Source organism: Methanosarcina spelaei, assembly GCF_002287235.1.
In the GTDB taxonomy this organism is placed as follows: domain Archaea; phylum Halobacteriota; class Methanosarcinia; order Methanosarcinales; family Methanosarcinaceae; genus Methanosarcina; species Methanosarcina spelaei.
In genome coordinates this window covers 1-12,722 of record NZ_LMVP01000049.1, presented here as the reverse complement: position 1 = coordinate 12,722, position 12,722 = coordinate 1, and the positions used below count along the sequence as shown (strand labels likewise).

At 36.6% G+C, this 12,722-nt stretch carries 11 protein-coding genes; 7 read left to right on the top strand and 4 right to left on the bottom strand.

Annotated elements, in window-relative coordinates:
* Window positions 1-679: 679 nt before the first annotated feature.
* The 5 genes from ASJ81_RS04090 to ASJ81_RS04070 all read left to right on the top strand — a co-directional run bounded on the left by ASJ81_RS04090 (window position 680) and on the right by ASJ81_RS04070 (window position 4,932).
* Window positions 680-1,312 (top strand): hypothetical protein, encoded by a 633-nt coding sequence (locus ASJ81_RS04090; RefSeq protein WP_095643372.1) that lies wholly within the window; start codon window positions 680-682, stop codon window positions 1,310-1,312.
* Between the two features lie 631 nt (window positions 1,313-1,943).
* Window positions 1,944-2,399 carry a MarR family winged helix-turn-helix transcriptional regulator gene (locus tag ASJ81_RS04085; protein ID WP_095643371.1) on the top strand — a complete coding sequence of 152 codons (456 nt, stop codon included), beginning with the start codon at window positions 1,944-1,946 and terminating at the stop codon, window positions 2,397-2,399.
* Window positions 2,400-2,515: 116 nt separating this feature from the next.
* Window positions 2,516-3,307, top strand: a complete 792-nt coding sequence (locus tag ASJ81_RS04080) for an ABC transporter ATP-binding protein (protein ID WP_095643370.1) — start codon at window positions 2,516-2,518, stop codon at window positions 3,305-3,307.
* Window positions 3,307-4,059, top strand: a complete 753-nt coding sequence (locus ASJ81_RS04075; protein WP_095643369.1) for an ABC transporter permease — start codon at window positions 3,307-3,309, stop codon at window positions 4,057-4,059. The genes ASJ81_RS04080 and ASJ81_RS04075 overlap by 1 nt, the downstream gene beginning before the upstream one ends.
* A 57-nt stretch (window positions 4,060-4,116) precedes the next feature.
* Window positions 4,117-4,932: a class I SAM-dependent methyltransferase gene (locus ASJ81_RS04070; protein ID WP_095643368.1), complete on the top strand. Its 816-nt coding sequence runs from the start codon at window positions 4,117-4,119 to the stop codon at window positions 4,930-4,932.
* A 211-nt stretch (window positions 4,933-5,143) separates the two neighbouring features.
* Here ASJ81_RS04070 and mgtA read toward each other — a convergent pair whose 3' ends face one another.
* Together mgtA and ASJ81_RS04060 are read right to left on the bottom strand one after the other, a co-directional pair.
* Window positions 5,144-7,672, bottom strand: a complete 2,529-nt coding sequence (gene mgtA / locus ASJ81_RS04065; RefSeq protein WP_095643367.1) for a magnesium-translocating P-type ATPase — start codon at window positions 7,670-7,672, stop codon at window positions 5,144-5,146.
* Between the two features lie 549 nt (window positions 7,673-8,221).
* Entirely contained in the window at window positions 8,222-8,590 is a 369-nt protein-coding gene (locus tag ASJ81_RS04060) for a hypothetical protein (protein ID WP_245859772.1), read from the bottom strand.
* A gap of 439 nt (window positions 8,591-9,029) precedes the next feature.
* Between ASJ81_RS04060 and ASJ81_RS04055 the strand changes: the two genes are divergently transcribed.
* Together ASJ81_RS04055 and ASJ81_RS04050 are read left to right on the top strand one after the other, a co-directional pair.
* Window positions 9,030-9,416 carry a hypothetical protein gene (locus ASJ81_RS04055; RefSeq protein WP_170943182.1) on the top strand — a complete coding sequence of 129 codons (387 nt, stop codon included), beginning with the start codon at window positions 9,030-9,032 and terminating at the stop codon, window positions 9,414-9,416.
* Window positions 9,417-9,631: 215 nt separating this feature from the next.
* A complete protein-coding gene (locus ASJ81_RS04050; protein ID WP_095643365.1) occupies window positions 9,632-10,303 on the top strand; it encodes a hydrolase in 672 nt (223 codons plus the stop codon).
* Between the two features lie 220 nt (window positions 10,304-10,523).
* Here ASJ81_RS04050 and ASJ81_RS04045 read toward each other — a convergent pair whose 3' ends face one another.
* Both ASJ81_RS04045 and ASJ81_RS04040 read right to left on the bottom strand, forming a co-directional pair.
* On the bottom strand, window positions 10,524-11,015 hold the full coding sequence (locus ASJ81_RS04045) for a nitroreductase family protein (RefSeq protein ID WP_095643364.1): 492 nt from the start codon (window positions 11,013-11,015) through the stop codon (window positions 10,524-10,526).
* A 1,063-nt stretch (window positions 11,016-12,078) separates the two neighbouring features.
* On the bottom strand, window positions 12,079-12,722 hold a 644-nt coding region (locus ASJ81_RS04040; protein WP_141241560.1), incomplete at its 5' end, for an IS110 family transposase.

The following is a 12,722-nucleotide window of genomic DNA, read 5'->3' as shown; positions in this document are numbered from 1 at the left end:
TATAGAGTTTTCTCTAGAGGAGAAAAAGAGAAAGTTGTTGATAGTATAATATAATAAACAAATAAATTATATATAAAAGAAAAACGAATTGTATATAAAAACAAAATAATTTGTAAAAACAAACTAAACTTGAAAAACAAACGAACTTGAAAAACAAACAATCTTAAAAATAAAATAAGTTGTAGAAACAAGTAAACTTGAAAAACAAAACAAGTTGTGAAAACAAGTAAACTTGAAAAACAAGTAAACTTGAAAAACAAAACAAGCTATAAAAACAAATAAACTTGAAAAATAACTAAACTTGAGAACCAAGTAAACTTGAAAAACACCACATCTACCACATCTAGTATTCGAGAAATATCTCGTTTCCTTTCCTGAAAAAACTGAAAATATAGAAGATACTTAAAAACACATATTTACATTTTTTTACTTTAATATCCGGAGCAACAGGTGTAAGAGATATTTATTGCAAATGCAAGAAGACTCGCATGTAAGAAATAAACAACTTTCAATCAATATATGTATCCTTGTTTATTTTATAACCAACTGCTATATAATTTGTAAAATTCGTTGGGTTTTTCAAAAATATAGGAAAGTCACAGGCTTTAATTAAAGGTGTTAGAAGATAGCATAAGCATTGAATAGGAAATCTCATGGTACGTGCACTAAAGGAGGAAAAATGTATACTTCATTAATAATTTTGCAACATGCAGATATTAACACAATCCTTCCTTATATTGATTACTTTGCAAAAGAGTATCATTTGAGTAAAGCCGATGTAATAAGAAATGTACTTTATCAATACTTTGGATATCAAGCACCAGAAAGATCATCAAAACAGAGAGAGCAGGAATGCAGGAAAGAAATAAGTTTGCGACTGAGTCTACAAAACAAGTATATTCCGGTTTTTTTAGATATAGATTTCAAGGTTAAGTATTTAGATACTAGTTCGTTCAAAAGTATGACAATTGTTGTTAATATATTAAATAAGTTTTTTAATTCTGGAATTCCGTTGAAAGTTTTGACTAGAAAGCAATTAAATCATAAATTAAATCCTCAAATTAGCTCTAATTTTGAAGATATCCTTACTGAGACTTTCCGTCATACGTGGAATTCCGTTTATAAATATGACACGAAGCTTCTCCATAACTTGAACTTCTTTAAAAAAATAGCTAGAGGAAAGGTTACTATGAAGAGAAGAAATGGGATTACAAAAAACATGGATTATTTTTTAAATTCTCCGCCAAAATGCTCTCTGAATAGTTCTCGGATTCTTCAGAGAAAATCACTACTCTATCAAGCAAGTTCATAATTTTTGAGGGATTCAATACAGTTTTAAAAGAACATATTATTGTATCAGGTATCATATGTACCCCCAAAAAGATATCTATCTCTTAGCTTAATTTTTCTTTGTGTACGTTTGTCTCTTTTTGGTTAGATTTAATTGTTCTATTCTTGTTTTTCAATTATCAATCAATTTTTCCTCTATGTGCGAGCTTAAGTATTTTCTGAATTCGATTATTGATTCTTTATGGACATAGTACTCATAATCATGGTCGAAGCTTTCTCTGTTAAGTTTTACCAGCTGACAGAGATATTCCACTCATTGTCAATGCGCTTCGTTCTGACTGGGGTTTGATTTCTTCTTTGATTAACTTTGCCGATTTCATCTCAAAAACAATCTCACCAGGCTATAAACAAAGAAAAATGGTCTTTCAACAGTTTCAACAGGTTGTTAAACAAAGAAAAATAGTTTTTCAACAGTTTTAACAGGTTGTAAACTAAAGAAAATGGTCTTTCAACGATTGTTCATTTCACACTATTCCCTTTATTATTGTTGACTGGTCAACAATTTTGATACGATCCACTTATTATAAATAGTATACTAATCAACTAATTTTCCAAAAGGCTTGTTTTATGCTGAATTACTATGAGTGAAAATAATGAATGAGGAAGAAACACCTATCCAGTGGATTGAGGATATTGACAAAATTGCCGCACTGATCTCGTTTATGTATCGCTCTGTCCAGAAGCATTTTGCAAAAGAACTTGCTCCTTACCATATAGGATGGGGACATTTCTCTATCCTGATGTCTCTGTATCGTCAGGAAGGCCGAAGTCAGGACAGCCTTGCACAGTCAAGAGGTTTTGACAAAACGATGATTGCAAAATCTATTCTGAAGCTGGAGAAAGAAGGCATTGTATACCGTATAACAGACCCGGAAGATAAACGAATTAAAAGGCTCTACCTTACTGAAAAGGGTAGAAAACTAAAACCTGAGATGCGGAAGATAGGCTTCGAACTGAACTCTCTTCTGCTCAAGGATTTTGACTCGGATGATTTACCATCTGCTATCGAAATAGTTAGGAAGATCGCATTGAATGCAGCTCAACTCTAACAAACACACGCCACCGATACAGGTAAAAGTCAAGTTATATGTAAACTTTTTAAAAAATAATTTCCGTTATTTAAACCGAATATTTCTGTTAAACCACTTTAGTTCAAGGATCAAACATGCAAAACATACTTTCAGTCCAATCTCTTGTAAAGAAATTTGGTGATTTTACAGCCGTGAAAAACATCAGTTTTAATGTGGAAGCAGGTTCAATCTTTGCTTTTCTAGGTCCAAATGGGGCAGGCAAATCCACAACTATCAAAATGCTCACAACGGTTTTGAAGCCTACTTCTGGGAAAATTATTATCAACGGTTTCAATGTTCTTAAAGAACAGGACAAGGCGCGTGCATCTTTTGGGATAGTCTTTCAGGATTCCAGTCTTGATGACGAGCTCACAGCTTATGAAAATGTTGTCTATCATGCAGTTGTCTATAAAGTACCTAAAAAAGAAAGAACAGAAAGAATTCAGAAAGCTCTGGAAATTGTCGGTCTCTGGAACAGGCGGGAAGACTATGTTAAAAACTACTCAGGCGGCATGAAACGCAGACTTGAGATTGCAAGGGCACTTGTCCATTATCCGAAAATTCTTTTCCTCGACGAGCCCACAGTTGGCCTGGACCCCCAAACTCGAAACTCTATATGGGACCATATCAAAAAATTGAATGAAGAAAGAAATATGACAATTTTTTTAACCACGCATTATATGGAAGAAGCCGAAGCAATTGCGGATCAGGTAGCAGTCATTGACCATGGAAAAATCATAGAATCGGGAACAGTTGAAGAGATTAAGAGGCAGACCGAAACCGAATCCTTAGAAGAGGCTTTTCTAAAATTAACAGGAAGGAACATCCGCGATGACAATGGGACAAGTAGAAAGAGAATGATGCGAGGTATGGGGAGGATGAGATAATGATCGAGGTTATTTACGCTCTCTGTCTGAGGCAGCTCAAACATTACTGGCGTTCCAAAGCCAGACTTACAGGCACTCTAGGGCAGCCAATGCTTTTTTTGATTGCCTTTGGATTTGGGTTCGGTCCTATGTATTCCAAGGTTAGCGGAGGAGCAAACTACATCGATTTTCTTGCTCCTGGTATCGTCACTATGGGAATTCTGTTTACAGCTGTCTTTTCCGGCCTGGAGGTAATATGGGACAGACAATTCGGTTTTCTCAAAGAGACTCTGGTAGCTCCGATCTCAAGAACGGAAATTATGATAGGAAAAACCTTTGGAGGCGCAACTATAGCCATCATTCAGGGCTTAATCATACTTGGCCTGACTTATATCCTTGGGTTCAGGATTCCCAGTATAACTAGCCTTGTTATCGGGTTAATTTTTATGTTTTTAATAGCCATTTTCTTTACAGGGATCGGCCTCACTATAGCTTCACAAATGAAAGATATGCAGGGTTTTCAGATGATATTGAATTTTCTAATCATGCCTATCTTTTTCCTTTCAGGCGCTCTCTTTCCTCTAAAAAACTTGCCTCCTGCAATTTATTTCATTAGCAGGATAGATCCTCTAACTTATGGAGTTGACGGCCTGAGGGGAGCCATCACGGGTATAAGCACTTTCGGCGTCTCCAGTGACCTTGCATTAATAGGCTCGCTGTCAGTTATCATTTGTTTGATAGGCGCAGTGCTTTTTTCCAGGATGGAAGCATAAGCCATCCGGAATTACTTTCTTTTCATTAGCTTTAACGTACTCAAGAAGGTGAATTTAATGAGTGAGATTGACTGGGATACCCCGGAAAGTGCTAAAATTTATGATCAGAATTGTGACCACCAGTTTCAGAAAGGTCAAACACTGATAAGAATGATGAAAATTAAGAATGGAGATTCTGTACTTGATATCGGCTGCGGGACAGGATGGCAGGCTTTAAACGTCTCGAAAATTATTGGGCAATCCGGCAAGCTTACTTGTATTGACCCCTCCTCGTATCGAATAGAACTTGCAAGGAAAAAGTTTGGTGTTGACTCCCTCAATAGTGTCCGTTTTCTTGTGGGACAGGCTGAAGACCTTAGTTCCATACCTGACAACTCAATCAATCACGCCTATTTCTGCTCTTCATTTCATTGGGTTGATGACAAGAAAATCGCTCTCAGTGAAACATATCGGGTGCTTAAGCCAGGAGGCAGTATAGGCATGACTACACTTGATAGAGACAGTCCTAATACAATGAGAAAGCTTGTAGATCTTATTCTGGCAAAATATAACATTACCAGGAACTTTGAATTGCATAAGGGCATTAATAGAGTCAATGCAGTTGAACTCCATAATCTTCTGTCTGAGGCAGGTTTTACCTCTATCTCAATCGAATCAAGGATGATACCAAGGCAGCATCGTTCACCAGAAGAATTTTTGAAGCGTCTGGAAGAGAGGGATAGTTCAAGGAACTTGTTGACAGATATCCCAGACGAAATTAAAGAGAAGATCAAACAGGAGATTTACGAAGAATATATTAAGATCCAAAATTCGACCTTTGCTGAGTCTGGTATTGTTACGTTGTTCGCAATTGCAACAAAACCCAACGAGTAATGGTAATATATGCGTCTTCGGTTAAGTGAGGAATCGTGACAAACTACGTCAATTTCTTCAACATTTGTCAAATATGTTAATAAATTCTGAGCTATAACAGAATATTGATTTCATGTGAATAGGCCAAAGTTTAAGGTTGGTTTCTAATGCAAAATCTATAGCTTTCAGACAAGAAATTCTTTAACTGATGACCAATGAGTATAATTTGAGTTCAAAGTTTTACCTTTTTGTAAAAAAACCTCTTCACTATTTCAGCTGTAAGAATATATATTCCTATTATAACTCCAATTAACAGGATAATGGAGATCGGAAGAGGTTTGAAGCCAAAGGGTGCTGCAAAAGGAGTTAGTGGAAAACAAAGCGTAACTATTCCTATAAAGAGGGTAGCTGCCAGAAGATACTTTCCAGGTTTGCTTTTGAAAAAGGGTCTTCTACTCCTTATTACCAGGACTATCATGGATGCAGAAATAACAGATTCTATAAACCAGCCAGTCCTGAATTGCTCTACCATACCTGGGAATATAAAAAGCAAGATACCAAAGGTCATGTAATCGAATACCGAGCTGGTAATCCCAAACACTATCATAAATCTGCGGATAAAATCTACATTCCAGCGACGAGGGTTTTCAACCAGTTCCTTATCAACAGAGTCAGTAGCTATTGTCATCTCCGGGAAATCGGTTAATAGATTAATTAAAAGGACTTGTGTGGGCAGTAAAGGAAGGAAAGGTAGGAAGAGTGAAGCTCCTGCCATGCTAAACATATTTCCAAAATTGGCACTGGTAGCCATGAAGACATACTTCAGAGTGTTGGCAAAAGTTTTTCGTCCACCTTTTATACCTTCGACAAGTGCATTCAGGCTCTTTTCCATCAGCACGATGTCTGCAGCTTCTTTGGCAACATCTGCAGCACTGTCTACCGAAATTCCCACATCGGCTGCGTGAAGAGCACTTGCATCATTAATGCCGTCCCCAAGATATCCAACAACTTTCTCACAATTTTTGAATGCTATGATAATGTGTTCTTTCTGGTCTGGTTCTATCTCGGCAAAGACATCAGTGTCGTTTACTTTTTTTATCAGAGTTTCCTTATCCATCCGAGCAATTTCGCTTCCTGTTAGAATTCTCGAGCTCTCAAGCCCTACCTCCTGGCTAATACTGGCAGCTACAAACTTATTGTCTCCAGTAATAATTTTCAGAGATATTCCGAGCTTTTCCATGCTATCTATCGTTTTTGCAATATCCGGTTTTGGCGGATCATAAAAGGCGAGGAACCCAAGAAAAGTCATTCCTGTTTCTTGCTCCTTTTTGATAGTTTTTTGCTGGTCCATGTCTTTATAAGCAAGTCCCAGCGTCCGAAGTCCTTTTTGACTAAGTTCCTCAAACTTTTGTTCGATTTGTCCCTTAACTTCAGAGATCTCTACAACTTTTCCAGGTTCGGTTTCTGCTACTGAACAGACTTCAAGGACATTAGGAAATGCGCCTTTGGTAATCATTACGCTACTGCCATTTTTTGAAACAAGGATGCTTAACCGTCTGCGGATGAAATCGTAAGGAGCTTCATCCAGATTTTCGTACTGGGACACATCTGCTTTTTTTTCTGTAAGGATTGCCCGGTCGATAGGGTTCTCAAAGCCTTTCTGGTAGTAGGCATTAAGAGTAGCATAAAGGAGAATTTTCTCACTCTGATCTCCTTTGAGATCTTGAAATGAGTGAAGTTTTAGTTCCCCTTCGGTAATAGTACCTGTCTTGTCAGTACATAGAAGGTCCATGCTACCGAGATTTTCAATTGAAGCCAGCCTTTTGACAATTACTTTATTTTGAGCCATTTCTCTTGCTCCGTGTGAAAGGTTAACTGCTATTATCGCAGGTAGAAGCTGGGGAGTTAGTCCTACCGCAAGAGCAAGAGAAAAAAGAAATGAGTCAAGTAGAGGACGCTGAAGATATATATTGATTACAAAGATGGCTGTTACCATAATCACTGTAACTCTTACTAGAAAATTGCCAAAGCGTGAAACACCTTTTTCAAATTCAGTTTCCGGGATATTTTGTTTTAATGTCTCGGATATTTTCCCGAATTCTGTTCCTTTTCCCGTAGATACGACCAGTGCTTTCCCGCTTCCACTGGATACGCTAGTTCCCATCCAGAGGGAGTTTGTACGCTGTGCGAGAGCAGTTTCTGCTTTCAGTACCCCGGTTGACTTTTCTACCGGATAGGTCTCTCCAGTAAGGGTAGCTTCATTAACAAAAAGTTCTTTTGATTCCAAAATCAGGCTGTCTGCAGGGATCATATCTCCTGCATTGAGAATTATTATGTCTCCTGATACTACTTCCTCAATAGGTATTTCCTTTTCCTTTCCGTCCCTGAGCACGGTCGTTTTTACCCTAACAGTGCTTAGTAATTTTTCAAAAGCATCTGCAGCTCCTTTTTCCGGCCAGAAACCCAGCATACTGCTAATTAGAATAATAGTTACGATAATTACAGTGTCTGTAACATCACCGAGAAAAGAAGATAATCCTGCTGCAAACAGTAGAATTATAGTAATCGGACTCTTGAACTGAGAAAGCAAAATTTTAATTGCATTGAACCGGTTTTTTGGTTTAAGAATATTGGCTCCATATTTCTCGAGCCGTTCAGTGCTCTCGGAACTTTTAAGACCTTCATCCGTTGTCTGAAGCCTCTGTAGCATCTCCGATGCTGGAACATTCCAGAACTCAGGTTTATTCTCGCTATCAGCCACTGAGACTCTCCGTATTAGCTGCTATTAGCTTTATTATGTTACAGCTTATCGATGCTTATTTTGCAGTTAGCGTTTAATTTAGCAAAAATTTTAATTTAGCAAAGTTTTCTAGTTTGAGATAAGTTAATTACGGGGATCTCAAAAGTCTCATAAAATGACTCAAAGGTAGGTTATTTTAAACAATAGTTATCTCCCAGATATTATAAGGGTAGCTAGAACATTCGATAAGAGAATCCTTATCCTATGAGAAATAAACACGGATTTGAAAATCCATAGATAATCGGTAAAATGATCTGTGAGAAGACTTATAGTGGGAAAGAAAATTGGAATTTACTCAACATTTGATCTTTTGTATCGCCTGCTTTTGTATTATGTATTGGACTTCCATGTATTGGATTTCAAAAATGGTTTTGAGTATGCGAAATCATTTCAGGATACAACATAATTAGTATTTTAAATTAATTATCTAAAGCAGACTTTAAACAAACAACGCTTTGAGGTTAAAAATTTCAAAGTAAATACAAGTCCGATATCAAGTAAGTATTAATATTATACAAATTCCTTTATAAATTCTCCAAATATTATCTTTGATTTCTCAAGTCCTTCATATATTCCCTCTAAACAGTCTGCAGAACAGCCTGGTTTTCCTATCTTAAGCGTGTCTATAAGTAAGTTATATTCGTTCTGTAAATTCTGTATCTTTGTGGTTTGATTCTCTTTCGAACTGAATAAATCAAATTTTTCTATATGATCTCCAAAGTTATACCTTGCGATATCCAGACCTTTATTTACTCCTTCTTTAAAATCTGAATAAGCCAGTTTTTCCTTGTTTTTATCAATTAAGTTATTAAACTTTCTAATAGCATATTCAATCTCTTGCGTATCCAGATTTTGCCCCCTTGCTTTTAGATCAAACACTTAACACAGTAAGAAAAGTTTTAATTCCATTTATTCGTTTATTGTTTTGAGAAATGATAAACAATGCAGGTTTATAAATAAACTAACTTATATATTTTGAGATATATCATTTATTTGAGTAGTTTATCCGAAAAAGAAATTACGTTACTACATAGGTTTGTTGCCTCTCTTAATATTGAGCTTATATATTCTTTTTTTGAACGTCAGGATATTTATAAATCTAGTTTGATATATTAACAAATTATTATTGGCGACAGTTTACACAAAAAAACCATAAACTATACTCTGGGGAAGAGTACCGTGGCTAGAGAGGAAGATCATGATGAAAATGACAGCCTAAGGCCACTTGGAAAATGCAGGATTTTTACTTCATGATCTCTTCTCATTACTCTGATAGGAGCCCTTCTTGTAGGGTTTGTTTGGTGACTCTTGGGTTATTTTGCAGAAAATTGCCACAAACACAACTCCCATATTTACCCTACTCGGCCTGGTCGCACCATGGAAGGAGTGGATGAGTCTTGGATTGGAGGGTTTACTGGTAGCTTTTTTGATACTGTTACTTCATCGAATACCTATTCTGTATCTTATTAATCCTATTATACCTAATATTCGAAGTAATCTGGATGTGCTTTTTGCGGGCTGGTTTGGCCCCGTTGGAATAGCAGCTTTTTACTATTCCCAGTTTTCAATGATACAAACTGGAAAAGAAGAACTCTGGCCAATTGTCAGTCTTGTAATATGTGTTTCTATTATACTTCACGGGATAACTGCAACTTATTTTACAAAGCTTTACGAAAGATACTTAAGGAAGTCAGGAAACGAGTAATTTGTATTTTAAAGACGTTAACAGACTCTTTACACATATTAGGAAGAAGAAAACCGTTGTTTACCTGATGCGGTGATAACTTATATTATGCCACAAATATATTTATTGGAAAATACATATTCATGGGAAAATATGTATTCATGAGAAGATACGTATTCATGGGAAACACGAATTTTGCTTATTATAACTTTAATTATTAGAGCGTGGAGGATAAAATGGAAGAATTATCTAATATAGAACAAGAGAGTAAGGAGGTCCAAATTCCAATTGGGCCAATCTATCTTAACGGAGACCTGGATATTCCCACAGGAGCCACGGGAATTGTTGTTTTTGCACGCGGTACTGGGAGCAAAAGCTTAAGTTCACGTGACCAGTATATTGCACAGGAATTTAACAAAAACAATCTCGGAACTCTTTTACTCGATCTCTTGACAGTAGATGAAGGAGGAATCGAGATGTTAAAGCGTGACTTCCATTTTGATATAGAAATGCTTTCAATAAGGCTTATTGATGTAAGCAGATGGCTTTTAAACAGGTCTGACACTAAAGGGCTTAATCTGGGCTATTTCGGGACCAATACAGGGACTGCAGCTGCATTAATAGCTGCAAAAGAGCTAAAGGACGTTGTAAAAGCAGTTGCCTCTAAGGGAGGACGGCCTGACCTTGCTGAAGATAATTTAATGTATGTAGAGTCACCTACTCTGTTTATTGTAGGCGGAAAAGATGCCGAAGTAGTAGACCATAATAAATGGGCTTTGGATAGAATAGTTATAGCAGATAAGGAACTTAAGATTATTCCAGGTTCTAACAATCTTTTTGAAGAGAAGGGAGCTATAGAAGAAGTTGCTCGTTTAGCATGTAACTGGTTTAAAAGATATCTTCTATAAATCAGGTTTTAGAGTAGAGGGGATATCATGGTTTTATGCCACTTTCGGAAGAAACTACTGTAGAAGAGGCAGACCTATACTGACGAAACCTGAAGATGTAGCAGAAAACTGAAACAGGTTCAGTCAGCATTCTATCTGCCTATGGTCTGCGTAATTATTTCATCGAGGTGGTTTTCATCAGAGTGCTTAAAAAATTTGAGATAGTAAAGAAAATGTTAGCTTATGTATATTCATTGTAAGACACGATTTCTTCCAGAGCTTTCCTTGGTCTGGCGGTGGGTGATTCTTCTGGGATTCCGACAGTCAATAAAGCGACTACTTTTTTGTCCTGAGGTATCCTGAGTAATCTTTTAACCTCATCTTCATTGAAAGCGCCAATCCAGCAAGTACCCAGTCCTAGCTCGACAGCCTCCAGGACAATGTGTTCAAGAGCAATGGCAAGGTCAACCTGGTACCATTTTTGGGAGGGATCCCCTATGCCTGCAATGATATGCGAGGCAGTACCTACGAATGCCTGATTATTGCAAGCAGTAACAAGCTGTTTTTTTACCTGCTCATTTTCGACAACAATGAACTTCCAGTTCTGCCTGTTTGCAGCCGATGGTGCTAACCTTGCGGCCTCCAGCAGTTTCTCAAGCTTTTCCTGCGGTATACGCTCGCTTTTATACGTCCGTATGCTTCTCCTATCTTTAATCGTATCAAATGTGCCCATATCAATTTCACCTGCGGTTAAGGATAATCGACGGTTTTTAATAACTGAATAATTACTACAAAATATATAACTCTCTGTTTGTTTAAAGTGGTTATTTAATAAGCACGAAGAGCAGTTCATGCAGGAGGAGCTGGAGACAAGTTTAGAGGGAATTTCTACAGAGCCATTTTCTTAGTATGAGTCAGTTATTTTCGCGCGTTAGTAGAAATCCTTTACAAATCCGCTTAGTTTCAGAGTGCTGTTCATATGTTGTGACGATCTCTTCTAAATTATAAAGCGATTAATATAAATATTGATTGTAAGGATATAAATTCAGGAAAATGAAGCGGGACAGTGGAACACTGAAGTTTAAAAGGGGAAGACATGTCTAACATTAAATGTAAATACGCTTTAAAATGTGCTGCTTATCGAGATAATTCGTATACGTGTACAAAAGCTTTTGATAAGAGGTACTGCGGAATCTATAGACAGTTTGTCACTGGGGCTATTAAAGTATATAAGCAAGATACTGATCCTCTTCAAAAACCTTACCATTAGTTTTTTAGCTAAGTAGTTTTTTGGCTAAGTAGTGTAACATCCTTTCTTTACTTTTTTGAAAATTTTTGGCATATACAGCCATTAGAATTAGACCTAAAATGACATTTTGAGTGGCAGTTAAGAACCGTTTCATAATAGGTTCAAACCTTTATCACCATCATATCTGCTTCTAGATTTTATTGGGTAATTTTGCCTGCATGTTCTGGTCTTGCTTTTTTATGAGACTATCCCAAAATGTCATTTAACCCCACTATTGCTGTCAAGACTACAACACCAAAATATGATAATTTCTCTAACACCAAAGTATAATAATCTCTCTGACACAAAAATATGATAATCTCTCTGACACAAAAATATGATATTTCTCTGATTTCATTCCTGGAAATACTTTCTTACATAATACTTTTTTACATAAATCTATCCAGCTAAAGAATCTCTACTCTACTTTTCTTTTTATATTTTTCTTAATCTGGTTTCATTTGCCTTTCTCTCTTATTTAGCATGAAAGTACATGAGGATATCTTCCTCACGTGCTCTCTTCACCTTCTTTTTCCATTATCGCAAATATTTCACTAATTATTTTTATTCGTTCATCAACTGAGAATATTTCTGTCTCAACAATCTTCCTCTTTTGAATTTCTCCTTTTTGATATCCAGTTCCATCTTCGTATATCTCATCGTTTACGATAAGATGCCATATTATCGTTGCAATTTTCCTTGCCAAGGCAATAATTGCCTTGGAATGCCCAATTGACTTCTTTTTCCTGTTAAAAAACTCTTTTAACTTACTGTTATTCTTTCTTGCCGCTGCTTGAGAAATCTGCGTAAGAATCCATCTTGCTCCCTTTGATCCTCTCTTTGTGATTCTTCCGTTGTGGTATTTATCTGCAGATTGATACACATTAGGAACCAGACCAAGCCAGGAAGCAAGCTTATCTCCAGAAGAAAAATCCTTGAAATTGCCTATTTCAGCAAGTAAAATTGCCGCACCAAGTTCTCCTATACCTGGAACTGACATTAAAATCTCCATTTCTCGCTTATGCTTTTTATAAGCATAATTGAAAATTTCTTTCTCTAAAGCTTCGATCTCATCATCAATACTCTTTATGAGTTTCAGACAGATCTGAAGTCTGAATGCAGCACTTTGAGAGATTTCTCGATCAAGAATTT

Excerpts from the sequence above, each read along its gene's own strand:
- ASJ81_RS04090 (WP_095643372.1), top strand. The coding sequence starts at position 680 with ATGTATACTTCATTAATAATTTTGCAACATGCAGATATTAACACAATC.
- ASJ81_RS04085 (WP_095643371.1), top strand. The coding sequence starts at position 1,944 with ATGAATGAGGAAGAAACACCTATCCAGTGGATTGAGGATATTGACAAA.
- ASJ81_RS04080 (WP_095643370.1), top strand. The coding sequence starts at position 2,516 with ATGCAAAACATACTTTCAGTCCAATCTCTTGTAAAGAAATTTGGTGAT.
- ASJ81_RS04075 (WP_095643369.1), top strand. The coding sequence starts at position 3,307 with ATGATCGAGGTTATTTACGCTCTCTGTCTGAGGCAGCTCAAACATTAC.
- ASJ81_RS04070 (WP_095643368.1), top strand. The coding sequence starts at position 4,117 with ATGAGTGAGATTGACTGGGATACCCCGGAAAGTGCTAAAATTTATGAT.
- ASJ81_RS04050 (WP_095643365.1), top strand. The coding sequence starts at position 9,632 with ATGGAAGAATTATCTAATATAGAACAAGAGAGTAAGGAGGTCCAAATT.
- ASJ81_RS04045 (WP_095643364.1), bottom strand. The coding sequence starts at position 11,015 with ATGGGCACATTTGATACGATTAAAGATAGGAGAAGCATACGGACGTAT.